Genomic DNA, 24,308 nt, shown 5'->3' on the forward strand with positions numbered 1-24,308 from the left:
TAATGGCACTCCCCGCACTGGCGACCGTGGACGAGCTTGCCGCGTGGATGCAGCGCGAGCCGGACGAGCTGCCCAAGGGCGCCGCCCTGGTGCTCGACACCGCAAGCGCGATCGTCCGCAGCGAGGCACGGCAGAGGTTCACCAGGGGGACGAGCACGGTCGCCCTCTCCCCCCGGGACCACGTGGTCAACCTTCCCCAACGGCCTGTCGTGTCAGTCGAGTTGGTTCGCGCAGGAGGCCGAGAGCTACGCCCGGACGAGTACCGGCTTTGGCGGGACGAACTGTGGCTCCCAGCCGAGTACGGGTCCGTAGTCGTCACCTACTCCCACGGGTATGCAGACGTTCCCGCCCCCGTGCGGGCAATCGTCTTGACCCTCGCCGGACGGGTGCTGACCAACCCGAACGATCTCCGGCAAGAGTCCGTGGGCAGCGTGTCCGTGACGTACGCGGCCGAGACCATCGGCGCGAGCCTCGCCCCCATCGAGCGGGACCAGCTCGCCCGATACCGCCCCCGCGCTGCCGTGGTGCAGCTCGGCAAGGGGCGGCCCTGGTGACCGCGCTGCACTACACACAGACGGTCGTCATCCTGCGGGCGCCGTACATCGTCGACCGGTACGGCAACGAGACCTCGGAACGCGACTGGCCCCGTGCAACCAGGACGACCGTCCGCCGCGTGTCCGTCCAGCCCGACGTGTCCACAGAAGCCACCGGGGACCGCCCCGTGGTCGTCACCGGATGGCGCCTGACCACGCGTCGCGGTGTCGATGTCGACCTACAGCCCGGGGACCGGGTGGCGACGCTCGGCCGGCTACTCGACGTCGACGGGGACGCGGCGCGCTGGACCGTCGCAGGACGACACCACCACACCGAAGCACGGCTAAAGGAGGTAACTGGATGAAGTTCCGCCCGAACAGGTCCGGGATCAACTTCCTCATGAAGACGACCGACGTTGGCGCCGAGGTGCGACGGGTGGCCGAGCGCATCGCGTCCGCTGCGGGCTCAGACGGAGGCGACTTCCGCACAGACTCGGCCCTCGGGACGCGCCGTTGGCGTGCCGCTGTGATCGGCGATTACAAGCGGATGCGGGCAGCCGAACGGACCCGCCGGGCGCTGCTGCGCGGGCTGGACGGTGCCGACTGAACACCCGACCCGTGGTCGTCATGCCGGACGCCGTGGCCGTGGTGACCACCTATCTCCGCTCCGCTCTCGCGGCAGCCGGCGAACCGGTCCCGGTCGTCTCCCGCATCCCCGCTACCCGCCCCCCTCGGTTCGTCCGGGTGGAACGGGTCGGGGGCACGCGTCAGACGGTCGTGTCAGACCGGCCCCGGCTCGACATCCACGCATGGGCCGAGACCGAAGCTGCCGCCGCCGATCTTGCCGAGCTGGTCCGCGCCCTGGTGCACGCGATGCCGGGCGTCCGGGAAGGGGTCACGGTGTACGGCGTGCGGGAGGTAGGCGGCCCGATGTGGCTGCCCGATGACCAGACCACTACCCCTCGCTACGCGTTCGCCGTGGAAGTACATGTGCGGGGGCGACTTATCTAGGCCGTCGTTCGCCGTAATCATCGAGCGCATCCGCCGCCTTTAGAGAGAAAGCCTCAAAAAGGTCTTCCACTTTTTCAATGGCGCGCTGCATTTCGGCGAAAGATTCTTGCCCTCCCGACGGCATACCGTCTCTAGACGTCACGCAGAGATATCTCACCTGGTTCGTTATCCAGTTCATTTCTGCAAGCGTCGCGCGTACGGCCTTCCCGACTGACCTAGGCCCTGAAAAGTGGACCTCCATTCCTGCCACCTGACACAGCTCATTCGCGTCAACTACAGCATCCCCAAATCTGCTCGTGAAAACAGCCGGGTCATAGTTGTACGAAAGTCGGTTCAGCACGCGACCGAACTCTAGAGCGGATTTGTGGAAGTCCCGATAGCGCTCGGCTCGTTCGTCTCGACGCTGTCGGACATGCTCGGCTCTGGCCGCAAGCCGGGCACCTTTCCACTGCGCCCGGGATGTCATGAAAGCCGCCCCAACGGCGCCTGCCGCTCCTGCTAATGCGCCGCATACAGCGGCCAATCCTGCGTCCATGGCGCGCATTGTACTGCCGCTGATGTCGCGTCGCTGGCCTTTTCCAAGAACTCACTAGGGGGACACCCATGCCTCTTTCCGCCAACGCTGTTCGCGTTGCCGTGACCGGCGCCGCGTATGTGGCACCGCCCAAGACCACGGTCCCGACCGATTCCGAGTCCACGTGGAGCGCAGCATTCACCGATATCGGATGGATCGCCGATGACGGTATTACCGAGTCGAACTCTTCCGACTCTTCCGAGATCAAGGGTTGGCAGGGCGGGCAGACAGTCCGCAAGGTAATCAGCTCGTCCGAGATGACCTTTTCCTTTACGGCCATCGAGACCAGCAGGACGGTGCTTGAGCTGTACCACAAGGGCTCAAAGGTGGTCACGACTTCCGGCAAGAGCGTGCTCGCCGTCAAGGCTCCGGGGCCGGATCGCCGAGTTTTCGGGTTCGACGTCATCGACGGTGACTCGCATATCCGGATCGTCATTCCGGACGGCGAAGTCACCGAAACCGGTGACATCACATACAAGGGCGACAAGGCCATTGCGTACGAGCTCACCATTACGGCCTATCCGGGCCCGGACAACACGGTGGCATTCAAGTACAGCAATGACCCTGCCTGGTCTGCCGCAGCGGCAGCTTAACCGCATTCAGCAACTCCACAGGGGGACTTTTGTCTACTTCTGCTTTTGATCTTGACGTTTGGGTCCGCGAGGCTCGCCGTGAGCCCTTCCGATTCACTACCGCCGGTCACCTTTTCGAGATGCCCGCAGCGGGAGAGCTCGATAAGAAGATTCTCAAGACCGTGAACGTCGATAACCCGTCGGCAACGGACATTGAGACGCTACTCAGGGCTGGCCTCGGTACCGAGTGGCCGGTGTTCGACGAGCTGCCGATTCCTCTGTCCGCACTTGGCGAGCTCTTCCGTCAGTGGCAGCGCCATGAGGGTACGCCGCTGGGGGAATCGCCGGCCTCTGCCGACTCCTGAGTGAGCACGGAGAGGCCATCGAAGCGGACCTAGCGCGCTACTACCGCGCCGACATCCGGGACGCCTTCCGGCCGGGCTCGGGGCTCACATGGCGCAGGCTGCGGGCCCTGGTGACCAACCTTCCTGCCGAGTCCGCGCTAGGACGCTCACTCGGGGGCGAGGACTCCGCTTGGACGCTGGAGACGCAGCTACTCGCAGCGCTTCACGACCGGCTCGCGGAAGCGAACTGGCAGAGGGCGAATGAGGGGGTGCGGACGCCGAGCCGTCGCCCAACTCCCATTCCGCGTCCGGGTGTTCGCCCGGATCGGATCGGTGGGACCGAGCGGGACTCGCGTGAAGTCGCTGCGTATCTCGCCCGGTGGCAGCCCGGCCCGGGGGGTGAAGGCTGATGGCCGTTGAAGTTGGCATGGGCTACGTGTCCATCGTTCCAGAAGTGCAAGGGTTCGCGGCCGAGCTACAGCGCCAGGTGACCGGCCCCGCCGAGAACGCGGGCACCGAGGGCGGGCAGGCAGCCGGCGAAGGTTTCACCGGCAAAATGGGCGGGGTCCTCAAGGGCGGGCTCGCCGCTATCGGCATCGCTGCCGCCGCCCTATTGGTCAAGGGGTTCTCTGATGCCCTGGACCGGACTCGTATCGACGGGCGAATACAGGCGTCCCTAGGCAGTACTCCCGCCGAGGCGAAACGTTACGGCGAGGCCGCCGGACAGCTCTACGCGCACGGCATCACGGGGTCCGTGGAGGAAGCGGCTTCGGCAATCTCGGGCGTCATGCGCTCGGGCATTCTTCCTCCGGATGCGACCAACGCGCAGATTGAAGAGATCACCGGCAAGGTCGCCAACCTTTCGGACGTTTTCGAGCTGGACCTAGGCCAGACCAGTAATGCTGTTGGTCAGATACTCAAGAACGGGCTTGCCAAGGACGGCACGGAAGCGCTCGACATCCTCACCGCTGGAATGCAGCGGATGGGGCCGAGGGCCGACGACATGGCCGACACGTTCAACGAGTATTCGACCAAATTCCGTGACCTCGGGCTTTCCGCTGCGGACGCCATGGGGCTCATGTCCCAGGGTCTCCAGGCTGGCGCCCGAGACACGGACACAATGGCCGATGCTCTGAAGGAATTCCAGATCCGGGCGACGGACGGCAGTAAGTCCAGCGCGGACGCCTATAAAGCCATCGGACTCAATGCCGAGGAGATGACCCGCAAAATTGCGGGTGGTGGTGCCGGGGCCAAAGAGGGCTTGCAGCAAGTTCTAGACGGCATCAAGGCCATCAAGGACCCGGCGGAACAGAATGCGGCGGCAGTCGGACTCTTCGGCACGAAAGCCGAGGACCTTGGGCAGGCTCTCTTCGCCATGGACCCCAAGACCGCCGTTAAGGCGCTCGGGGACACAGCGGGGGCAGCAACCAATATGGGTGATGCGCTGCACAATAACGCGGCGGCCCGGATCGACCAGTTCAAGCGGTCGCTCGAAGTTGGTGTTTCCAATTTCATCGGGAACAAGGTACTGCCGCCGCTGATGTCGCTCGCTTCCACGGTCGGCGGCGTTCTCGGCCCCGCGCTCTCGACTGCGCGGAACGTGGTCGGTGGCTTCTTCAGGGTGTTCGCATCCGGGGCCGGCGGGCAGTCAATTGCCGGGCTCGGGCAAACCCTGGCCAGTATTGGCGCGACCGCCCGGGACTCTCTTGCTCCAGGATTCACCGCGCTCGGGCAGCTCTTCAACTCGACGATGCTACCCGCCCTGCGGGGCCTGTGGGCCGTGGTTTCCACTCAGCTCCTCCCCGCTTTTATGGGTCTGTACGGCGCGGTTTACAGCTCGGTTATGCCGGTTCTAACTAGCCTAGCGCGGATCTTCACCGAGACCATCATCCCCGCAGCTATGCGGATCTATACGACGGTCCTTGAGAATGTCCAGCCGATCTTTTCGGCGTTCGCAGAGTTCGTTACGACGCGAGTCACCCCTGCTGTACAGATGATCGGCGGAAAGCTGGCCGAGCTCGTGCAGAAGGCGCAGCCGGTAATTTCCGTGGTGTCGACCATCATTACGTGGGTGGCTCAGCTTGCTGCGAAGATCCTTGGTGCGGTGATTCCGGTGATTATCCGGCTAGCCGGCCCGATCTTCTCCGGACTTTTCACGGTGCTCGGTACGGCTATCGACTGGCTGGGAAACATCATCGGCTGGATCGGAAAGCTGGGCGGGGCTTTCGTGGATGCGGTGCGGTGGGTTGCCGATTTCGGTACGAAGTCCAAAGCCAAGTTTGGCGAGTTCGTCGACTGGCTGAAGGGCATGCCTGATCGGATCAAGAAGTCGCTCGGCGACTTCGGCCGACTGCTCGCCGACAAGGGGAGTGACCTGATCCACGGCCTGTGGAACGGCATTTCAAAAATGACCGGGTGGCTCAAAGACAAGCTCGTTGGCTGGGCGAAAGATGCTATCCCCGGCCCCATCGCGTCGGCTCTCGGGATCAACTCTCCCTCGCGTCTCATGCGGGACGCAATTGGCCGATGGATTCCACCCGGTGTGGTCGACGGAATCGACGAGACACAGCATGTTCTCGACGCCCGTCTCCGGGCCATGGTCACGGTTCCCCGAGTCGATACGTACAAGGCTGCGGGGAAGGTCGCGCCCAAGCGGAGCCTTGACGACCTGACCCAATTCTGGCGTCAAGAATTTGGCCGCATGATCGCTGAACGTCGAGAGCGTCAGGAGATCGTAGTCAAGATCGGGGCGCAGGAAATTGCTCGTGCCGTGGCCGAGGGGCAACGGCAGATAGGAAGGAGGTGACACTAGATGTGGATCGGCGTGCCGGGCCGATTTTCGAACGAAGGCGGATTGCGGGAGATCCGTGACGGCGCTGCCTCATTTGACCGCAGCCCTGATCTCGGCGTCACCGAATTCCGCTCGCTGGCTGGCGGGATCACGACATGGACACCGTCCAATGCGCCGCGCAGGTACAAGCTGACGTGGACCGCAATGATGCCCGAGGATGTCCGCCACATAGATTTGCTCGCCCGACAAAGCTACAGCTTTGAACCTCTAGCCGTTATCGACCCTCTTTCGTCCAACATGTTGGGGAGCCGTCAGGCCGAGGGAAGGGGCAGCACCGCTCAGTGGGGTGTGGTGCCGGGAGAAATTACGTTCATGGCTACCGAAACGGAGCCGTTCCGTCAGGTAGCCGATGTGCGAATCGTGCCTGCGAGTGGAGCAGCAGAACTCTCATGGGTCAACCCGAATTGGTCAATTTTCCCCGTACCCGCTAGTCAGCGGATCACTTGGTGGCCCGAGACGGCTTCCTCTCCCACTTACTCGTCAAAGGTGGAAGGGGTGTATCTGCACTGGTATACCCGCGCTAAGACGCTCATTAGCTCCGCCGTGCAGACGGATACGGCTCGGCCACTGGTCGCAACCAGCCCGGCGAATGCGGCTTTCATGCGGCCCGCCGTGCGTCTAAAGGCAACTGGACTCTTCCCTACGGGCTACGCAGCTCTCAGTCTCGGAGATACATCCGCTGCGCTACTCGCCGGCTCGCGCCCGATAGGTGAGGGCAGCCCTGCGTACAGCATCACGGGGTACCGGACCTCGGCCACACCTGGGGACGGCTCTTACCGGGATATCGGCCTGGACTTGGTGGAGGTGACGAACAGTGCAACCGGCTAACGCAGCCCTTACCGCTGCTCTCGCTATCGGACAGCGCACCGCAGCACACACACTGCGGTGCGGGGGCCGCGACATGACGTCGCAGGTCGAACGTTGGTCGCTGGACCGTGCGTACTCCACGGACCTGCCCGACTCGATGAGGGCGTTCAGCGGATCCAGTAGCGCGCAGCTCGACGTGACGCTGACAGGGGCCGGCGGCAAGAGCGGGCCCGCGCTGTACGGCCCATGGTCCCCGCGCGGTACTGGAGATGCTGTCCGGCCGGGACAGTCCGTAGTCCACGGGTGGGGCGTCGGGGGCCAGACGCTCGACTCCTTCCGGGGGCGGGTGCGTAGCCGCTCGGCGGAGTCCGGGACAGACGTGGTGCGTGTGTCCGCGCTCGACGGGGCCGAGCGGCTACGTCAGCCGGCCCGGCTCCCCTACCCCGACATCCCGCTGAAAGCCGTTACCGAAAGCAGCTTGGTCTTCTATTGGGTCGCATCTAGCACGTGGGTTGTGGATCACCTTTTGAGGGCTGCGGGAATCCATACATGCCCGCCGCCGCGAAGTTCGGCCATTTTCTATGCGCCCATGCATGGAGGTGCTTCCCCGACAGTCGGAAATCTGGATCGGCTGAGCGGACTGTGGACGTTCTGGACTAAAAATGGCGCTCCTTTTGAAAGTGCGATGAATGGAACGTTCTCTACGGCCGAGGCTACCTATCGGCCGGCGGTTGCGACGGTCAATCGCACTGCTGACGGGCTTTGGCTGGAGGGGTGGGCCAATACCACGTTCAGCAACCCCAACACCGACCAGGTTCTCCGCTACAAGCTCCAGTACGACACGGGCACCGACTCGCGTTACGTCGCGGTTGATGTCAACTTCCTCAGTGGAACACTGACCGCGAGTCATGGGGCGAATGCCGACCCTGCCCTGAATCAGAGGGTCACGTGGACCACTTCCACCATCACGGGTCCCGGTACCTACCATTTCGGATGGTGGCTTCGTTGGAGCTCTACCGGCGTGCCGACTATCGCACCCGTGGTGACAAAGAGCGGCGGCACTGCTTGGGTGGGCGCGGATCAGAGTCTGTCAACGACTCCGTCACCTCCTGGAGAGCTCCGTACCGTGAATCTCGTGGTGACGAATCTGCGCATCGAGGCAATGCAGATTTCGCAGCTGACTGCCAAGCCGGCCACGGACGCTGAACGGACCCTGACGGGAACGTGGTCCAAGGGGGCGACGCTCGGAACGCCTGCATTTCCCATGGCTGCTTTCCCGTCCGTCTCGGGCGATACGTGGTCGGTGCTCACCGATATTGCACGGGCCACACTGTCCACCATTGAGATCGACCGAGACGGATTTGTCAGATGGCAGGACTTCACCCGGTGGGCGGCAGAACCAACCGCACCCGTTCTGACGATCTCGTCCGCTCGGGAACTCGGCAGCCTCACGGTAACCGAGGAAATCGACGCGTGTCGGAATGACGTGACTGTCAGGTGGCAGAACTGGGCAGGCCACGACTACGAACCGGACGGCATTACGGATACACCTGCCAGTCCCATAGCGGTAGCGGCGGGCGCTTCGATCACCCGCAGTATGCCCATGAGCGAGGACCGCTACGACCCGACCAATCCGGTTGTGACCAGCGACATCCTCAATTATGGACGGCTGGTCATCCGCACAACTGCCAGTGCGACGGCGCCTGTTGTGCATGGCGCTGCGGAGTTCAGTGTGCGGCGTGATGGCGGAATGGCCCATCTGACAATCCGCAACCGTTCAACTGCCACGTTCTACTATCACGCGTCCAGCCTCACGGCGGTGAAACCGTCCCAGAGTACGGGCACCCCCGTGATCTCGGTTGCGGTAGAGAGGGACATTGCGAGCCAAGCGGCGTACGGGGTGCAGTCGTACACACACGAGGGCTCTCCATGGATTCAGGATGCGAGCACGGGAACGGAAGTGGCCCGAGCGCTGATCAGGGCGGGGGCGTACCCCTCCCCGCAGCTTCAGAACGTGGAGGTTCTGCCCGACCCTCGCATTGACCTGGGGGACCTTGTCCGCGTCGCCGACACCACCGGCGCCCAACTAGACACCTTCGCGTGGGTAGTCGGTGTGCGCACAGAGGGAAGCGGCACAGCCGTGCGGCAGACGCTCGCACTGCGCGGAGCGAAGGGCACCGGGGCCCCAACGGATACGGGACTGGTACCGGACCCTCCCACTCGACCAGGAGCATCACCGCCGACCTAGAAGGGGCGCATGGACGAACACGATGACCCGCTAGGCGTACGTATCGGCGCGCGGGAGATCTACGACGAAGTGGTGGGGCTGCGCGGAGACGTGCAGAGGCTCGGCCAGGAGGGCGAGAGCGTGACAGAGACGCTGGAGGACCACGAGACCCGTATCCGGGGGCTGGAGTCCGAGCGAGCAAAGTACGTGCTCCCCGTTGCGTTGATCACTGCCGTGGCAACCGTCGTTGCAGCCGGCCTAGCCGTGGCCAAGCTCGGCGCGTAGCCCACCACACACAGCACACGCCCCGTACCGGGCCAACCGGACGGGGCTTTCTCATGCCCGAAATCAGGGGGAAGCATGGCGAAGTTCAAGGGCGCGACATGGCGTCCCATTGCAAGCAACTACCGTCCAGGCGGCCAGAGTTCCGTACGCGGTCTGGTCGTGCACATCATGGCGGGCACCCTCACAGGTACGGACAGTTGGTTCCGGAACCCTGCCGCCCGAGCATCGAGCCACTTCGGCACCGGGAAGAGTGGCGCACTGACGCAGTGGGTCGACACGGCCGACCGGGCATGGGCTCAGGCGGACGGCAATTCGTCGTGGCTCAGCATCGAGAACGAGGGAAAGGGCGGGGACACCCTCACGTCCGCGCAGATGGACCGGATTGCCGACGTGCTCGCGTGGCTGCACCGCACGCACGGTGTGCCGCTACAGGTGGCGTCCGGGCCGTCCGGCAGGGGGCTCGGCTGGCACGCGATGGGCGGGGCCGCGTGGGGCGGGCACACGAGCTGCCCCGGCCCCCGGATCGTTGCGCAGCTCCCTGAGATCGTCGCTCGGGCCAAGCGGCTCGCCGGCTCGCCCCCGGCGGACAAGCCGAAGCCGGTCTATGCCCCGTTCCCCGGGGTCGACTACTTCCGCCGTCACCCCCGATCCCCTCTGATCACGGCCATGGGCAAGAGGCTCACAGCCGAGGGCTGCGGGCGTTACGCGTCCGGGCCTGGTCCGCAGTGGACCGAAGCGGACCGCAAGAGCTACGCGGCATGGCAGCGCAAGCGAGGGTTCGGCGGTGCCGACGCAGACGGCTGGCCCGGCAAGAGCACGTGGGACGCCCTGCGGGTTCCCGCCGCTTGACCATCCGCTAGCAGCGCATCCGAAAGGCGTGGTCGGCCCGGTGCTCCAGGATGAGAAGCGCCTCCCACGGGGGTACATCTTGGCCAGCATCGCCCGACCACATTGCGCAGACCGAGCAGCCTGTCAGATCCAAGTCGGGTAGCGCTGCGCTATGCGCCTGCACGAGATGCCGACGCATAAAGCCTTCGTCGTGGTCCCAGTAACCGGCGCTGCCGTCCCGAATGGCGCGCGCCTTGTGGTCAAGGGACACGTAGTAGCGACCGAGGGACACGCGGCAGATGGAGCACCCCAGTACCCACGGGGGCGGGGGACGCACACCGCGCTCCGCGACGTGATCTACCTGATGTTCCATCAACTCGTATGTGCAGCGCTGCACTTCCCGCCACTCGTCCATCAGGTCCGTCCCTGCGGATCGGATATCCGCAAGTTGGCGAAGCAGGTCACTGCATGTCCCACAACCAGTCATCCACTGCGGGACTCCATTGGCGTACGCCACCTCTAAGCGATCCATCTTCCGAGGCTACTGCCCCGCTTGGGGCAAGTCCTCGAATCGAGATTTCCTAGGACATCCCATGCATACGTTCGTTTCTGCCCATCCCGCCCGTATCTATGCCGTGGCGGTCGCCGCCCTCGCCCTGGTCGCCCACTACCGGCCCGATCTGCCGAGCGCACTCGTCCTCGGTCTGGTGGCTGCTGTCCTCGGTGTCGGTGAGGCAGTCCAGCGCACCGAGAACGGCAAGACCGCTGCGGCCGGCGAGGGCGACGACCAGGCCGACGACATCGAGGAGCACCAGGCCGACGACCAGGCCGACGAGCTGTCCGCGTGACCTATCGGCACGTCGCGTTCATGGGCCGGGCGGGGTCTGGGAAGGACACAACAGCCGCTCGGCTCGTGAGCCGTTTTCAGTTTGTGCGGGTGGCGTTTGCGGACCCGCTGCGCGCCCTCGCCCTCGATGTGGACCCCATCGTGGGACACGAGCCGGCGGGGGGCAGCTCGTTGCCGCTGCGGCTGTCCGATGTGCTGCGCCGTGAGGGGTGGGACCGGGCGAAGCGGCGGCCCGAGGTACGCCGGACGCTCCAACGGCTCGGGCAGGGGGTCCGGGACCAGGACGAGGGGCATTGGCTCCGGCTCGCCCTCGCCAAGCTCGACGTAGCCGACCGGTGGGGGCTGCCCGTGGTCGTCACGGACTGCCGGTACGAGAACGAAGCCCGCGCACTCCGTGAACGGGGCGCGCTGCTGGTCCGGGTGGAACGCCCCGACCGCACATCGATCGGACGGGACGAGCGCGAACACCGGTCCGAAACCGAGCTAGACGGATACCCAGCGGACGCCGTGCTGACCAACGGCGGGTCCGTGGACGAGCTGTACGCACTCGCGGACCGGCTCGCCGTCCGGCGCTGACGACCAGCGGGTGACGGGGTGGCGAATGTGGCCCCTGTCCTTCTTTTTCTTGGGTTTTTCTTGTTCACCAAGAAAGTAAGACAAGTTCGTCACTTCGCCACTCCTCGCCCGCTGGTCGCATCCACGCAAGCACTACGAGGGGGAACCATGCCCGGAGCCATCCGGACCATTAAGCGCGGCGGCAGCCGCTTCTATGTCAACCCGTCCACCGCAGAAAAGGTGCCGGGTGTTACTTCTATCGTCTCGATGCTCCCAAAGCCTTATTTGACTTTCTGGGCTGCTCGGATGACTGCGGAAACCGCAGTGGAGAACCTGGAAGCCGTACGGGCTATCGCCGAGCGCGATCCTGCGGGCGCCGTGGATTTCCTGCGAAACGCTCACACGCGATACACCAAGCTCCGGGCAAAGGTGGGTAGCGATGCGCACGACATGTTCGAGCGCATGGTTCGCCTGGAAGAGATCGGCCGCGTGCACCCAGATCTAGAGCCGTACCGAATCGGGTTCGCCGAGTTCCTTACGGCTGTGCGCCCGCAGCTCGTCCGCGCCGAAGACGTGGCGTGGTCGGATGAGCACCGGTACGCGGGCTCTTTTGATGCCATTGTGCGCGTGAGGCTCGGTGAGGACGGTAAGCCCGACCACGAGAACGGCGAGTGGCACACGCTCGTTGTCGACTGGAAGACGAGCAAGAGCGCATATCCGGATGTGGCGCTACAGCTCGCCGCATACGCGCACGCCGACCGTCTGATTTCCCCTGACGGCACGTCCGAGCCGATGCCGCAGATTGACGGGGCTGCGGTACTCCACATCACGCCCGAGGGGTGGGTGTTCAAGCCGGTCCGTATCGATGAAGAGATCTTCAATGTCTTTCTGACGCTGCGCCACGTCTTCCACTGGGACCGCGATCTGTCCAAGACCGTTTTCGGTGTCCCGATTGCCGAGAGCGTCCGCCGGCTTGTCACCGGCACGCAGCGGCGAGCCTCTTAGCCAAAACCAAACGCACCTAAGCACGGACGAGCGCAACTAGGCGACTCGTCTTTTTTCATGCCCAAAACCAGGGGGATACAGTATGGCTCTGCGAATTTTTGAGACCGACCCGAACGCCAAGCCGAAGCAGGCGTTCTCTGATGACACGGTGGGCCGCTTTCACGGCGGCAAGGCGGAGAACGGCATTCCTGTTGCCCTTTCCGAGTGGCGTGTGACGACCGGCGATCCTGAGGTTGCCGAATCGATTTCTCAGCTCATGGGCGGAACTCCGGTCGAGACCGATTCCACGTCCGAGAACTACATTGAGGTTCTGACGGAGAAGTCGCTTACCAAGGTGGTTCTTTCCGGAGCGGACGCGATTTCCTCGGATCTCAAGCTCTGGAACGGCTCGGCTCTCATTCACCACTGTGATGGTGTCGAGTTCCTTTCTCCGGATGAGGACAAGGGCAAGCCGTGCCGCTGCCCCGCGCTCATGGAAGACCGTAAGGCGGCTGCGAAGGCCAAGCGTGGCCCGTCTCCTTCTATCGCCGTGAATTTCCGTCTCGCCGAGGATTACGACCTTGGCATCTTCAAGCTCCAGACCGGCTCCTGGAAGCTCGCTGAGGTTCTTTACCAGGTGGAAGACGCCCTGGACAAGGTCAACGGCGAAGCGCTGTGCACGCTTGAGCTTGAGCTGGTGGAGTTCACCACGAAGAAGGGCCGCGAAGTTTCATACCGCAAGCCGGTTATCCGCGTGCTCAAGTCCTGGAATGACGCGATTGCGGAGCCGACTCCGTTCTAGCCGGCCGAGGGGCCCGGCACGATTCGGGCCCCTCTATCACGGAGGTATCCACATTCCGATTCTGGAACTGTGCGCCGGATACGGGGGAATCGGCCGGGCCGTAGAGGCACTGACCGGGGAACGAATCAGATACGTAGCGGAGGTAGACCCTTACGCGTCCCTGATCCTCGCCAACCGGTATCCGCACGCACCAAATCTAGGCGACATCACTACGTACGACTGGTCCGCCATCGCGGGCGAAGTAGACATTATTACGGCGGGTTTCCCCTGCCAGGACATCAGCAATGCGGGAAAGCGGGCGGGGATTCACGGTGAGAGGTCGGGTATCTGGGAAAGCGTACTCGGGGCCATTCGCGTTCTTCGACCACGGCTCGTTTTCTTGGAGAACGTATCCGCCATCCGAAACAGGGGCCTCGCGCACATACTCGCGGGACTGGCCGAGGCACGGTACGACACAAGATGGTGTTGCCATCGGGCTTCCGCAGTTGGAGCCGCCCACCACCGCGATAGATGGTTTCTCGTCGCTACCCCTGCTGCCAACTCCGCTGGCATCCGACGCCACGAAGGGCCCTGATTTCGCGCGGGACGAGCGGGACGGTAGCGGCGGGCAGGATCTCGTTACCGCAGTAGCCCGTCTATTCGACAAGGACCGCGCGCATAAGCTCTTCAAAACACCGACCGCGAATTTGGGGTCGAATGGCGCTCCGCAGCATCCCGAAAAGCGGAAGGCGGGCGGGCACGGGCCGACGCTCGATGATGAGGTTTCCTATCTGCTGCCCGTAGACCCGGAAGTTGCTGAGGAGACTCCGGGGGCTTTTCACAGCCCTCGCGAGTGGTGGGCGGACTATGCGCCGGCTGTGCATCGCTGGGAAGTGCTCATGGGCACCCCCGCACCGATCCCGGTCGAATTTGGGCCTCGCGGTGGTCGTCGGCTCGCGTCCGTTTTTGCGGAATGGCTCATGGGGTTGCCCCGTGGCTGGGTCACGCACGTTCCGGGCCTCAATCGGGCTCGGCAGCTAAAGGCAGCTGGTAACGGAGTCGTGTCGCAACAGGCTTTCGCAGCCTATCTACATCTACTGAACTACAAGGGGGACGGGCATGGGTAAGCGAGGGGTAGTCACCGACTACAGCGGCGAAGAGCTCTACCGGGACGATCTCGTGGCCTACGCGGCACGGCAGGGGAACCGGGTGCGCATGGTCGACGCGATCGTCGATCGGGTGACCACTCGCCTTGTTGACGGGCGTCTGCGGGCAATGCTGCGCGTGCAGCCCACCGGGGTTGAATCCGGATTCACCAAGCGCCGGTCGCTCCGCAAGGAGTGGATTTCTGCGGAGCATGTCCGGCTCATCATTCCGGGTGCAGCCGGCGAACGAAAGTAAAAGTACGACCAGGCAGAGGGCCGGGCGACCAATTACAGGTTGCCCGGCCCTCTGCTGTGTGGGGGGACGAATGATCTACGAGATATCCGCCGACTGTGCGCCCCCCATCGGGGACGTACGCGAACTGTCGGCAGGCGACGAACTACACCTTTACGACGGCTGGAAGTCGCGTCCGGACTGGATTCGCTATCTCGCCGCAGCGGCACACGCCATGGGGCGGGGTTGCGTGATTCGTCAGGGGGCCGAAATTGGCTAACCCGAACAAGGCACGCGGCACGCAGTGGGAAAGCGCGATCCGCGACTATCTGAATAGCTTCCTCGGCCTGGTGGACGCGCACGGAAAGTTCCTTGACCCGATGAACGGGGCGAACGTTCGCCGAGCTGCGCAGGAAGGTGCACGCGACGTTGGCGACATCCACTGTGCGCCGTTCGTCCTGGAGGCGAAGAACACCGCAACACCCGCCGTGCCGACGTGGATTCGGCAGGCGGAGACCGAGGCGGGACACGCGGGATTCCCGTTCGGCGTGGTCGTCCGGAAGGTACGCGGGTCCGCAGTCGCCATGGGGCGCGTACATGTCTCCGTACGGACCTGGACCCGCATCCGCCTCGCCCTCGGAATGCCCACGCAGGAATTCGCGGCTCTCTACGGTTGGTCGGTCTCGCTGCGCGGGCTCGACACGTCCCGCTGGTATCTGACCACCACCGTGCGGGACTTCGCCCACCTGATCGGCGACTACCGCCGTAACGCTCCCTCGGGGGTGAGCGCGCGTGCTGTTCGCTGATCTGCTTGCCCGGTTCGAGTCGGCGTCCAGCGAGGCGGACGGCGGGTACTCCGCGCTGTGCCCCGCTCACCAGGACTCGCGGCCCTCGCTGCGTATCTGGCGGGGCGAGGACGACAAGGTGAGGCTTACGTGCCGGGCCGGCTGCGACACGGGGGACGTGATCGCCGCCGTACGGCTCGGCTGGTCCGATCTATTCGACGCGACCGGCCCCGGGGCCGTGGTGGCTGCTGGACGCCCCGAGCTGGTGTCCGTGGCCCACACTGCCGCCCTCGCCACGTACGCAGACCGATGCTCACTCGCCCTAGCTGGGGACTACGCCGGCGAGTGGCCCGAGCGCGCACGGAAGTACCTCACGGGCCGCTTCGGGCTCGACCTGGACACCGCCGTTGAACTCGGTGTGGGTGTCGACGACGGGCACCAGGGCGAGGGCTTCCCCCACCTGTCCCGCGCGTACCGCTCATTTGCGCGGCTGACCGTTCCACTCCGTGGATTCAACGGAGCGACGCAGGGGCTACAGGGGCGAGACCTGACCGGCGACTGTCCGGGGCGGTGGCTCTCACTGATGAATCCGCGCGGGTACCGGTGGGCTCCGTACGGAGTCATGCGGGGCCAGGGCGGATACGGCACGGTCCTGGTCACCGAGGGCCCGGGGGATGGTCTTACTGCCGTGGCGGTGGGCTATGACGCGGTGGTGGTGCGTGGTGCCTCGCTCGCCGGCTCGCCCGAGCTGGTTGCCGAGCTTGCCGAGGGGCTGCGCGGACAGCTCGTGATCATCTGCGGCGACGCCGACCGAGCGGGCTCGGGATTCTCGCAGCGTCTCGCCGAGGGGCTGACAGCCCATGGGGTCGCTGCCCTGGTGCTCGATGTCCCGCACCCGGGCGACGATCTGACCGACTGGCGCGAGCGGGACCCTGTCGCGTTCCCCGCCGAGTTGCACCGTGCGGTCAAGGCGGCCCGTCCCGCGAGGGACACCGCTGAGCGGGAAGCGGCGGCCCGTACCGCCGAGCTGACGCACCGGACCGGTGCCGACACCGTGTCGCGCGACCAGGGCGCGGAGGCTGCGGAGATCCTGTCCAAGCTCGTCAGCACGTACGGCGAATCCGACGCGATGAACGCACACGCTTTGGTGGCGTGGTCCGGGGGACGCATTCGCTACGCGTCCGGGCTCGGTTTCTATACGTGGGACGGGCGGGTGTGGGTCCGGTCCGACATGCGAGTGAGGCAGGAAATCCACCGCATGGGCGCCGCCCTGGTGCTTGCGGGTCAAAACCAGCTTGCTCGGGGCTTCACCATGACCAGTCGCATTGACGCTTTGCTGACCGAGCTTTGTTCCGTTCCCAACGTATCTATCAGTGCGACCGACTTTGACGACCGTCCCGACCTGTTGAACTTCCGTAACGGGACCGTTGATCTGCGTACGGGCCGGCTGCGCCCTCACGACCAGGCCGACCTACTCACGTACGCACTCGACATCGACTACGACCCCGCCGCACAGTGCCCCCGCTGGGAGGCATTCCTACAGGAAATCTTCCCCGGTATGCCGGACATGCCTGCGTACATTCAGCGCATGGTCGGGTACGGCATCACGGGGCACACCACGGAACAGGCATTCGCGGTTCTGTGGGGCAAGGGAGCCAACGGAAAGAGCGTGCTCGTGGACACTCTCACGTCGGTGTTCCGGGCTATCTCGCGCACTACTCCGTTCTCCACTTTCGAGGAACGCAAGAGCGGCGGCATTCCGAATGACATCGCAGCGCTTCGGGGTGCAAGGCTGGTAATGGCGTCCGAGGGTGAGTCCGGAAAGCCCATGTCCGAGTCGATTCTCAAGCGGGTGACCGGTAAGGACATGATCTCGGCAAGGTTCTTGCGACAGGAATTCTTCGAGTTCCGACCGTCGTTCCTGCTGCTGCTCGCGACGAACCACAAGCCCAAGTTTAAGAGTCAGGACGAGGGACTTTGGCGACGCGTCAAGCTGCTTCCTTTCACCAGGTGGTTTGCTCCCGAGGAGCGAGACCCTGCGCTCGATAGGAAGCTGCTCGCCGAGGCCGAGGGGATTGCCGCGTGGGCGGTCCGTGGGGCCGTGTCCTGGTACCGCGAGGGACTGCGAGACCCGCAGGTCATCACGGGTGCAAGTCAGGAGTACCGCGAGACCTCGGACCCGCTCGCCGGCTTCCTGCCGGGCGTTCTGGAATGGGCCGACGACTCGGTGACCATGAGCGGAAACGATGCTTTCAACAGCTATTTGGATTGGTGTGAGGCCGAAAACCTCCCCGGTCGGGAGCGCTGGACGCGTCAGGCTTTCTACTCCGCCATGGAGGAACGCGGAGCGATCAAAAGGCGAACCAACCGGGGTATCTCCCTCGGTGGTCTGCGACTTGCCGACGAGAGCCCCGAACAGACCGGCCCGGGAATTTTCGGGAGCTAGCACCAAGCACGCGGGGCCGTTCACCTTGACCAGGTGGGCGGCCCCTTTTTTTGTTTCAAGGGGGAAGCATGATCGAGCTACGGCACGAGATAGCCGGCGAGCCGGTGACCGTGCACGTTCCCGAGACGACGGAAGACCTCGGAGAATTCTGGAAGTGGCTATACCGCGCCCGTGCCCGGGGCCCTATCGCCATTGACACCGAGACAACGGGCCTTGAGATCTTTAGCCCTTCGTTTCGCTTGCGCACGGTCCAGTTCGGTGATGCGCGGGACGCATGGGTGATCCTCTATGAACGTGGGGGCCACCACGCGCAGTATGCCCATGACGCGCTGCTGCGCTGCCGGGAAATCCTGATCCACAATGCTGCCTTTGACTGGCTCGTCCTCGGCCAGTGCGCCGGTATTCCCTTGGAAGACCTGGCACCGCTCACCACGGATACCCGCATCCTTGCGGCGCTTATTGATCCTCGGCAGCCCTCCGAGGGCGGGGCAGGAACCGCACTCAAGCCCCTTTCGGCGAAGTGGGTCGACCCGTCCGCCCCCGACACTCAGGGCGGACTCACAAAGGTTTTCAACTCCCTTGGGCTGACTAAGGCAACCGGGTGGGCCGGTATCTCGCTCACGCACCCGACTTACCTTCTATACGCGGGACTTGACGTGATCCTCACGGCGCGGCTCGGCCCGGTGCTGCGTCGGGAACTCGCGCGGCTCGGCGTGCGGGACCAGCTCGTTATGTACGAGCACGAGCTAGCGCGTATCTGCGCGGTCATGCAGCGCACGGGGCTGCTGGTGGACCAGGACTACGCGGGCCCGCTCGCTCGCCGGCTCGCCGAGGAAACCGACACCTACGCGGCGGTGGCAGCCCGCTACGGAGTCGCGTCGGTCGGCAGCCCCGCGCAGGTGGCGGAAGCCCTCTTGGGCATGGGCGAGACCTTGACCGAGCGGACCGACTCGGGCGCGCTCAAGGTGGATAAAGCCGTCCTGCTGCCCCTCGCCGACCTTGACCGGGACTGGCAGCGCATCGGGGCCCGAGAGCCGAACGTGCTTGCCGATGCGGTGCTGAGAGCGAAGCGAGCGTCAAAGTGGGGCGTCAGTTATGCCGAACGCTTCATGACCAAGCTGGATGCGCACGGGCGCATTCACAGCACGATTTCCCCTCTCGCCGCACGCACGGGCCGCATGAGTGTTACGGACGGGTTGCACCAGCTCCCGAGTTCGGATCACGTCATCCGCCGCGCGATTCTCGCCGAGCCCGGACACGTCATTGTCTCCACCGACTTTCAGGCAGTGGAAATGCGGGTCCTCGCAGCGCTCGCCAACGTGCGCCGCATGAAAGAGGGATTCCTAAGCGGTGGTGAGAAGTTCGATATTCACGCATACACCGCGCGGCTCATAAAGGGCGACCAAGCCACCACGAAAGACCGCAAGGTATTCAAGGGGGCCGGATTTGGAAAGGTATACGGGGGCGGCATCCGGACGATTTCGAGGCAGACCGGAGCCACCGAAGCGGAGATTGCGCAAGCGGTCGCCGCGTATGACCGCGCCTTTCCCGAGATCAAGCGTGCATCCTCGCGGTGGCAGCGACAGGCTTTCCAAAACGGCATGGTCTTTATCTCCGCCACGGGCCGCCGGCTCCCTCTGGATCGGGACCGCAGTTACAGCGTCGTCAATTACGCCTGCCAAAGCGCGGCGCGCGATCTACTTGGACAGGCACTGCTCAACATTCAGAGTGCCGGGCTGCTCGAATACTGCCGCTTGCCTATTCACGATGAGGCTTTGGCGTCCGTTCCGAAGCGTGACGCCGAGGACATCGCGCGGGAGTTCCAGCGGTGCATGTCCATGGACCTGTACGGCGTGCCCATCACAGCCGACGTCGAGATCGGCGGTCGCTCGTGGGGCAGCCTGTACGGCGCCGACTACTGACTTAACCCTTTGACCTGCGAAGACTTGCGATTTCATGTCCGCGCGGACACGTGATCAAGCGGGAGGGTTGCCCTCTGCTTGATCACAAATCAAGCAATGACGACCCATCAGATAACGGTCCCATGTCCAATCAAGACCCTTTGCCCTACTAGGCGAAGATAACGCATGAATCTATGACATTGCCCGCTCCGTGGCGCCGACCTAATTTCGGTGCCACGCAGCGACAAGGCAATGCGCAAGCCCCGTCCTGCTAATCCGGGACGGGGCATTTTCATGCCCTTTTGCAAGGCGCATTGCATTCGAGCTGAGGGGCTTTCTTGCCCTTTTCCGCTCCGTTCCGGGACACCCCCGGTCCCTACAGGACCCAACAAATCCCACTCGGAACGGTGCCCCATGACGCAGCTCACCCATGTCCAGATTTCCGACGCCAAGAGCAATGACCTTGACGCGGTGTCGTCAGTAATCCGGGAAACCGAAGAACTCGTAAAGTCCCGAGCCCGCAGGTTCGCCGCCACGACCGGGCACACAGACTCGGACCTGGTGGAAGACCTCACGCAGGTGGGTCGAATAGCGGTGTGGGAAGCGCTCGGTGAGTTCGCCGGTGACGACCCCGCACAGTTCATGGCACACATCGACCGTCGGATTACCCGGGCCATGGCTGACGCACGGCGCGAAGCCACCCGCCCCGGGGTCAGTGCCTACACGGCCAAGCGGTTTGAGCACGCGCTCTGCCTCGCCGCCGGCGACCCTTACGAAGCGGAGAAAATCGCTGCGTCCGAGGAACGCGGAACCGACAGGCTGACCCCTGATCTTGCCCGCGCGGCTCGCCTTTCGTGGCTCGGTCTCGACTCTTTGGACAGGCCGGTCAACAGCGCTCGGCACGGCGAGAGCTTCACTCTCGGGGACGTGATCGCTCAGGAAATGGGCGTGCCCGCCGACCTGGTGGACTCCGCCGACATCGCGAGCCACCGCCGCCGCGTCATCCGCGAGTGTGTGCACCGCACGTTGGGGCTGCTGTCCGAGCGGCAGCGCCACGTACTCAAGGCCGACCATGGCGTATCCCCGGTCGGGCACTACGGCGACGGGCCGGACGCCGACTTGGCGGACGACATGGGCGTGACCACGGACCAGGTGAAGCAAGCCCGCAGTAAGGGCAAGGTTCGCTTTGCCGAGCTGTACCGAGCTGGTGCACGCGCATGGTGACCCTGCCGACCCGCGACGGCGGCACCGTGACCGTCACCCGATGCGGCGCCCTGGTGGACATGCACGTTCAGGACAGCACCGGCCGCACCGTCGCCACCGTTGTCAGACCCGTGTGTGAGGCTGCACGACTGCTGCCGGAGCTCCGAAATCTGCCGGTCTCGCTTGGTGGACCACAAGCAGCACCCCTGCCCGCCGGTCGTTCGGGTCTCAACTTTCAGCATCCACGCGCAGATTGAGCCAAGAGGCACCCTCAAAACCAGACCGTGCGGTCTCATAGCTGCCCTGACCTGCGGTTCTTCGGATCGAAACCCCTTGCGTGGCCGAATGCGATGACCTAATGTCGACGTCGAAGCCGCAAAGGTGTTCGATCATGGAGGGGTGGGCGTGGGTACTGAAAGGGTCAAGATCACGACGAACCGGACTACGGGCAGGGGTGGCCCGTCCGTAGAGCTGCGCGTAGAGGTGTTTCAGCGCGGACCGGCCGGTTTGTTTTGGGAGTGGGTGCCCGCGCACGACGTACCCGCTCGGCGGGTCGCCGCCGCCCATGACGGGGAACTCGTGGCAGCTCTCGCGCTGCACGGGCCCCGAGTCGCCAGCCTCCTGGAGAAGTGCGACGAGATGATGTGGCGCATCACAGCCCACCACATCGCTACGGGCGACGTGGTGGGTCAGTGGTACTGGCAGCGTTCCGAAGAGACGGACCGCTGGATCCCCAACACTGAACCGTGGGTCATCCTCGACGACCGCGAGCGCGTCGCAGCGCTGCACCGGGTGAACCGACTTGCCGACGAGCTGAATCGGGGGGCAGCGTGACCACGGCCCCGACGCGCACGTTTATCGACGGCACGGAGTCCAGGACGGACGCCTACGAAGCTGCGGCCGACATGGCGAGGGTTCTCGTTCGAGCCGGCCTCACTCTGCGGTACGGCGTGAGCGTGCACCGCATCCCGATCTCCCGCGATGAGACGGGGTGGGGCGTGTGGCTGACGGACCGCGCGCCCGACCAGGCCCCGCCCGTCGGCGTTCCCTTCCTGCCCCTGCCCGCCCAGCTTGCCGCCGCTGCATGACGAAGCCCCGCCCTACTCCCAACTCGGGTGTGGGGCGGGGCTGTTGTGCGTTCAGGCGGCGTGCTGGTCGGCCTTGACGTTCGCCAGGAACACGGAAAACGCGCCGACGGACATCGGGACGTGCGTCATGCCGCCTTCCGCCTAGTCACCTCAGGGATTCGATCGCGCAGCTCACGTACTGCCCTCGATGTGTTACGCGGGGGCATCGTCAAGGCCCGTAGCTTGTCGAAGTGCTCATCTCCGCGCGCCGTGGAGAGGACTTCGTAGTCGTCCAGGAAGCGCCCCCACGACGCGCACGCTTCCTCCACGTGCCCAAGCTCGAATTGTCGCTGCGCAAGAACAGCATGAGCGTGAAGCCGTCCTTGTCGCTCTGTCGGCGACATGATCCGGATGGACGACTTGAGGGCCCTAATTGAGCCCGCCAAGTCCCTTTGCTCGTAGTGCACATGGGACACATGGAACTGGAACGCGGCTTGGTCGTAGCCGCCCACGGCGTCACGCCTGGAGTCCGCCTTGGATAGAGCCGCTTCCGCTTCGGCAAGCCGCGCGCGGGCTCCCCGGTGATCACCGACCATGGCGGATGCGTGAGCCTGCTGCCCGCGTAGGAACGCCACCAGTCGCGGGCCAGCTTGGGGGGCCGCTTCGGCAGCCGAGTCTGCGAACTCCAGAGCCTTTCGACCATGGCGAAGGTGGGACGCCTGCAAACTCATCCCGCGCAGCGTCCGGCAGTAGGTGAGTTGGTCGCTGGACTCCCGCGCTAGGTCCAGGGCTCGAAGGTAGTAGGTCTGGCCTAGTCCGTGGGCGCGTTCGTACATCGCCATCCACCCAGTGAGGTAGACGAGATCGGACGCCGCAGAGAGCATGTCCCGGTGCACCGTGCCTGATGCGTCTGCCCGCAAGTAGGTTCCAACGGTGTTGACGAGGAACGCAGCGGCCATGGGCCGAGCGTGTCCACCGCCCAGATCATCCAGGATATCCGCGATCTTGTCGGTCATTCGGCGGACGGTATCGACTTCCCCTTGCCCGATTCTTCCCGTCGGCCGAGTGAGACGTTCACGGTCATCGGCATGCGCTTCCGCCACAAGCGCAGAAAAGGCGGGCACAGTGAGCGCAGCGGAGTAGATGCCCGCAGTTAAGAGTTTGCGGCGGGATGGGTCCATGTCTTCCTTCCCGAGATCGATCAGGGACTCCACGGTGTCACGCTTGGACCCGTCTGAGTGCCCCTCAGGCCGTTGCAGCCCCGCCTCTGCGTAGGTCACCGGGCGGCCCAATCGGTGTTCCAGCGCAGCGAGGATTACGGGTCTGACCTCGGCTTTTGGCTGTGCTCCTTGCTTCCACTGGGATACGGAGGGCTGCTGGTAGGCAAGGGAGAGGCCAGCCTCAACACCGAGACGGTTCACTGCATGGGCGAACTTCGTGTCCGAGTATCCCGCCTGATCAAGCAGGGTGCAGAGTCCTTGATTACGCCGTCGTTCAGAAGCTCTGGCCACGCCAACCCCTAGCGCTTATGAGACTTATGATTTGCCCTCCCCTCCAAGGTACCGGTTCATGCACGTCCCACGGTTAGCTCTTCGTACGCAGCCGATCTGTGCATGGCGGGAACAGAGCGTTCCCGTACGGGAGGTGAGACATGGGCGCCGGTGTTTGGCCCCGGACTATGAATGGTTACGTAGTGGACATCGAGTCGACGCCGCCTCGGCTCGGGCAGGTCACTGCGGACGTCGGCGGATGTTTGTACTTGCGTCCCCCCGGCGGGGGCACCGAGTGGATCGCCGAGCCCAAGAACCTGCGTCCGCCCACCGAGGCCGAGTGGGACCGGATTCGCGTTCTGACGACTCCGGTCGTCGGGGTGACGCAGTGACCGGAGCGCTGCCGGGCCCCCGACTGGTACTGCTCGACCCGATGGGCGGGTTTCGTCCGACGGCCGAACCGGTGCCGGGGTGCACGGTGTGTGCACGGCTCGACAAGTGGCGCAGACACAACGACGCCACGGACAACCCCTCGGGGGCGCTGGACTGCGTGGTGGAGATACGGAACCACCCTCACAAGCCGCGCAAGTTGACCGTCCCGGCGCACGACCCTCCCCCGCTCCGGCCGGGTCAGTGAGCCAGCGTCCCCGCTTCCGAGCTGATCCCCTCACGCCGGCGGAACTGGCCTGGAAGTGCGGCAAGTTCGCTGTCTGGTTCACGTTCGGACTGCTGTTCATCATCCGCTGATCCCCGCTCTTCCCCTCCTGTGATCCGCTCCGGGAGGGGAAGAGCGGCACCACCGAAGGAGTTCCACGGTGACGGTTGCCGCCGTACCGCTGA

Annotated in this window: 24 protein-coding genes; 22 read left to right on the forward strand and 2 right to left on the reverse strand. The window is 64.5% G+C overall.

Annotation, left to right across the window (positions count from 1 at the left end; genetic code table 11):
- Positions 1 to 2: 2 nt before the first annotated feature.
- The 4 genes from AB0Q96_RS14240 to AB0Q96_RS14255 are packed head-to-tail and all read left to right on the forward strand — an operon-like array spanning position 3 to position 1,544.
- Positions 3 to 554 carry a hypothetical protein gene (locus tag AB0Q96_RS14240; RefSeq protein ID WP_365325100.1) on the forward strand — a complete coding sequence of 184 codons (552 nt, stop codon included), beginning with the start codon at positions 3 to 5 and terminating at the stop codon, positions 552 to 554.
- Positions 551 to 898: a hypothetical protein gene (locus AB0Q96_RS14245; RefSeq protein WP_365325102.1), complete on the forward strand. Its 348-nt coding sequence runs from the start codon at positions 551 to 553 to the stop codon at positions 896 to 898. The genes AB0Q96_RS14240 and AB0Q96_RS14245 overlap by 4 nt, the downstream gene beginning before the upstream one ends.
- Positions 895 to 1,140, forward strand: a complete 246-nt coding sequence (locus AB0Q96_RS14250) for a hypothetical protein (protein WP_365325104.1) — start codon at positions 895 to 897, stop codon at positions 1,138 to 1,140. The genes AB0Q96_RS14245 and AB0Q96_RS14250 overlap by 4 nt, the downstream gene beginning before the upstream one ends.
- Before the next feature lie 20 nt (positions 1,141 to 1,160).
- Positions 1,161 to 1,544 carry a hypothetical protein gene (locus AB0Q96_RS14255; protein WP_365325427.1) on the forward strand — a complete coding sequence of 128 codons (384 nt, stop codon included), beginning with the start codon at positions 1,161 to 1,163 and terminating at the stop codon, positions 1,542 to 1,544.
- Here AB0Q96_RS14255 and AB0Q96_RS14260 read toward each other — a convergent pair.
- Positions 1,537 to 2,079: a hypothetical protein gene (locus AB0Q96_RS14260; protein ID WP_365325106.1), complete on the reverse strand. Its 543-nt coding sequence runs from the start codon at positions 2,077 to 2,079 to the stop codon at positions 1,537 to 1,539. The genes AB0Q96_RS14255 and AB0Q96_RS14260 overlap by 8 nt on opposite strands.
- A gap of 68 nt (positions 2,080 to 2,147) precedes the next feature.
- On the opposite strand from AB0Q96_RS14260, the gene AB0Q96_RS14265 reads away from it, so the two are divergent.
- The 18 genes from AB0Q96_RS14265 (at position 2,148) to AB0Q96_RS14350 (ending at position 21,745) form a co-directional block, all read left to right on the forward strand.
- A complete protein-coding gene (locus tag AB0Q96_RS14265; RefSeq protein WP_365325108.1) occupies positions 2,148 to 2,711 on the forward strand; it encodes a hypothetical protein in 564 nt (187 codons plus the stop codon).
- Between the two features lie 119 nt (positions 2,712 to 2,830).
- The gene (locus AB0Q96_RS14270; RefSeq protein ID WP_365325110.1) at positions 2,831 to 3,055 is read left to right on the forward strand and encodes a hypothetical protein; all 225 of its coding nucleotides are present in this window, start codon (positions 2,831 to 2,833) and stop codon (positions 3,053 to 3,055) included.
- 388 nt (positions 3,056 to 3,443) lie between these two features.
- A complete protein-coding gene (locus tag AB0Q96_RS14275; RefSeq protein WP_365325112.1) occupies positions 3,444 to 5,840 on the forward strand; it encodes a phage tail tape measure protein in 2,397 nt (798 codons plus the stop codon).
- Positions 5,841 to 5,846: 6 nt separating this feature from the next.
- Complete coding sequence (locus AB0Q96_RS14280) at positions 5,847 to 6,713, forward strand: hypothetical protein (RefSeq protein ID WP_365325114.1); 867 nt, start codon at positions 5,847 to 5,849, stop codon at positions 6,711 to 6,713.
- 367 nt (positions 6,714 to 7,080) lie between these two features.
- Complete coding sequence (locus tag AB0Q96_RS14285; protein ID WP_365325116.1) at positions 7,081 to 8,940, forward strand: hypothetical protein; 1,860 nt, start codon at positions 7,081 to 7,083, stop codon at positions 8,938 to 8,940.
- Between the two features lie 9 nt (positions 8,941 to 8,949).
- Positions 8,950 to 9,204 (forward strand): hypothetical protein, encoded by a 255-nt coding sequence (locus tag AB0Q96_RS14290; RefSeq protein ID WP_365325118.1) that lies wholly within the window; start codon positions 8,950 to 8,952, stop codon positions 9,202 to 9,204.
- A gap of 75 nt (positions 9,205 to 9,279) precedes the next feature.
- The gene (locus AB0Q96_RS14295) at positions 9,280 to 10,053 is read left to right on the forward strand and encodes a peptidoglycan-binding protein (RefSeq protein WP_365325120.1); all 774 of its coding nucleotides are present in this window, start codon (positions 9,280 to 9,282) and stop codon (positions 10,051 to 10,053) included.
- 572 nt (positions 10,054 to 10,625) lie between these two features.
- The gene (locus AB0Q96_RS14300; protein WP_365325122.1) at positions 10,626 to 10,880 is read left to right on the forward strand and encodes a hypothetical protein; all 255 of its coding nucleotides are present in this window, start codon (positions 10,626 to 10,628) and stop codon (positions 10,878 to 10,880) included.
- Positions 10,881 to 10,969: 89 nt separating this feature from the next.
- Complete coding sequence (locus tag AB0Q96_RS14305; protein WP_365325124.1) at positions 10,970 to 11,455, forward strand: hypothetical protein; 486 nt, start codon at positions 10,970 to 10,972, stop codon at positions 11,453 to 11,455.
- Positions 11,456 to 11,602: 147 nt separating this feature from the next.
- Positions 11,603 to 12,439 carry a hypothetical protein gene (locus AB0Q96_RS14310; RefSeq protein WP_365325126.1) on the forward strand — a complete coding sequence of 279 codons (837 nt, stop codon included), beginning with the start codon at positions 11,603 to 11,605 and terminating at the stop codon, positions 12,437 to 12,439.
- Positions 12,440 to 12,521: 82 nt separating this feature from the next.
- On the forward strand, positions 12,522 to 13,220 hold the full coding sequence (locus AB0Q96_RS14315; protein ID WP_365325128.1) for a hypothetical protein: 699 nt from the start codon (positions 12,522 to 12,524) through the stop codon (positions 13,218 to 13,220).
- Positions 13,189 to 13,794, forward strand: a complete 606-nt coding sequence (locus AB0Q96_RS14320; protein WP_365325129.1) for a DNA cytosine methyltransferase — start codon at positions 13,189 to 13,191, stop codon at positions 13,792 to 13,794. The genes AB0Q96_RS14315 and AB0Q96_RS14320 overlap by 32 nt, the downstream gene beginning before the upstream one ends.
- A gap of 524 nt (positions 13,795 to 14,318) precedes the next feature.
- The gene (locus tag AB0Q96_RS14325) at positions 14,319 to 14,600 is read left to right on the forward strand and encodes a hypothetical protein (RefSeq protein ID WP_365325131.1); all 282 of its coding nucleotides are present in this window, start codon (positions 14,319 to 14,321) and stop codon (positions 14,598 to 14,600) included.
- A gap of 248 nt (positions 14,601 to 14,848) precedes the next feature.
- The gene (locus AB0Q96_RS14330) at positions 14,849 to 15,382 is read left to right on the forward strand and encodes a hypothetical protein (protein ID WP_365325133.1); all 534 of its coding nucleotides are present in this window, start codon (positions 14,849 to 14,851) and stop codon (positions 15,380 to 15,382) included.
- Entirely contained in the window at positions 15,369 to 17,807 is a 2,439-nt protein-coding gene (locus AB0Q96_RS14335) for a phage/plasmid primase, P4 family (RefSeq protein ID WP_365325135.1), read from the forward strand. The genes AB0Q96_RS14330 and AB0Q96_RS14335 overlap by 14 nt, the downstream gene beginning before the upstream one ends.
- A 68-nt stretch (positions 17,808 to 17,875) precedes the next feature.
- Positions 17,876 to 19,729 carry a DNA polymerase gene (locus AB0Q96_RS14340; protein ID WP_365325137.1) on the forward strand — a complete coding sequence of 618 codons (1,854 nt, stop codon included), beginning with the start codon at positions 17,876 to 17,878 and terminating at the stop codon, positions 19,727 to 19,729.
- Positions 19,730 to 20,122: 393 nt separating this feature from the next.
- Positions 20,123 to 20,932 carry a sigma factor gene (locus AB0Q96_RS14345; protein WP_365325139.1) on the forward strand — a complete coding sequence of 270 codons (810 nt, stop codon included), beginning with the start codon at positions 20,123 to 20,125 and terminating at the stop codon, positions 20,930 to 20,932.
- A 558-nt stretch (positions 20,933 to 21,490) separates the two neighbouring features.
- Positions 21,491 to 21,745, forward strand: a complete 255-nt coding sequence (locus tag AB0Q96_RS14350; protein WP_365325141.1) for a hypothetical protein — start codon at positions 21,491 to 21,493, stop codon at positions 21,743 to 21,745.
- Positions 21,746 to 22,124: 379 nt separating this feature from the next.
- Here the strand turns inward: AB0Q96_RS14350 and AB0Q96_RS14355 are convergent, their stop codons facing one another.
- Positions 22,125 to 23,489, reverse strand: a complete 1,365-nt coding sequence (locus AB0Q96_RS14355) for a hypothetical protein (protein ID WP_365325143.1) — start codon at positions 23,487 to 23,489, stop codon at positions 22,125 to 22,127.
- Between the last annotated feature and the right edge of the window lie 819 nt (positions 23,490 to 24,308).

Origin of the sequence: Streptomyces sp. NPDC093111 (assembly GCF_040683955.1) — a bacterium.
GTDB lineage: Bacteria > Actinomycetota > Actinomycetes > Streptomycetales > Streptomycetaceae > Streptomyces.

What these genes read in the sequence shown, in the direction of transcription:
- AB0Q96_RS14240 (WP_365325100.1), top strand. Translation starts at nt 3, where the DNA reads ATGGCACTCCCCGCACTGGCGACCGTGGACGAGCTTGCCGCGTGGATG.
- AB0Q96_RS14275 (WP_365325112.1), top strand. Translation starts at nt 3,444, where the DNA reads ATGGCCGTTGAAGTTGGCATGGGCTACGTGTCCATCGTTCCAGAAGTG.
- AB0Q96_RS14300 (WP_365325122.1), top strand. Translation starts at nt 10,626, where the DNA reads ATGCATACGTTCGTTTCTGCCCATCCCGCCCGTATCTATGCCGTGGCG.
- AB0Q96_RS14265 (WP_365325108.1), top strand. Translation starts at nt 2,148, where the DNA reads ATGCCTCTTTCCGCCAACGCTGTTCGCGTTGCCGTGACCGGCGCCGCG.
- AB0Q96_RS14280 (WP_365325114.1), top strand. Translation starts at nt 5,847, where the DNA reads ATGTGGATCGGCGTGCCGGGCCGATTTTCGAACGAAGGCGGATTGCGG.
- AB0Q96_RS14295 (WP_365325120.1), top strand. Translation starts at nt 9,280, where the DNA reads ATGGCGAAGTTCAAGGGCGCGACATGGCGTCCCATTGCAAGCAACTAC.
- AB0Q96_RS14310 (WP_365325126.1), top strand. Translation starts at nt 11,603, where the DNA reads ATGCCCGGAGCCATCCGGACCATTAAGCGCGGCGGCAGCCGCTTCTAT.
- AB0Q96_RS14340 (WP_365325137.1), top strand. Translation starts at nt 17,876, where the DNA reads ATGATCGAGCTACGGCACGAGATAGCCGGCGAGCCGGTGACCGTGCAC.
- AB0Q96_RS14270 (WP_365325110.1), top strand. Translation starts at nt 2,831, where the DNA reads ATGCCCGCAGCGGGAGAGCTCGATAAGAAGATTCTCAAGACCGTGAAC.
- AB0Q96_RS14255 (WP_365325427.1), top strand. Translation starts at nt 1,161, where the DNA reads ATGCCGGACGCCGTGGCCGTGGTGACCACCTATCTCCGCTCCGCTCTC.
- AB0Q96_RS14250 (WP_365325104.1), top strand. Translation starts at nt 895, where the DNA reads ATGAAGTTCCGCCCGAACAGGTCCGGGATCAACTTCCTCATGAAGACG.
- AB0Q96_RS14290 (WP_365325118.1), top strand. Translation starts at nt 8,950, where the DNA reads ATGGACGAACACGATGACCCGCTAGGCGTACGTATCGGCGCGCGGGAG.
- AB0Q96_RS14315 (WP_365325128.1), top strand. Translation starts at nt 12,522, where the DNA reads ATGGCTCTGCGAATTTTTGAGACCGACCCGAACGCCAAGCCGAAGCAG.
- AB0Q96_RS14325 (WP_365325131.1), top strand. Translation starts at nt 14,319, where the DNA reads ATGGGTAAGCGAGGGGTAGTCACCGACTACAGCGGCGAAGAGCTCTAC.
- AB0Q96_RS14320 (WP_365325129.1), top strand. Translation starts at nt 13,189, where the DNA reads ATGACGCGATTGCGGAGCCGACTCCGTTCTAGCCGGCCGAGGGGCCCG.
- AB0Q96_RS14345 (WP_365325139.1), top strand. Translation starts at nt 20,123, where the DNA reads ATGACGCAGCTCACCCATGTCCAGATTTCCGACGCCAAGAGCAATGAC.
- AB0Q96_RS14260 (WP_365325106.1), bottom strand. Translation starts at nt 2,079, where the DNA reads ATGGACGCAGGATTGGCCGCTGTATGCGGCGCATTAGCAGGAGCGGCA.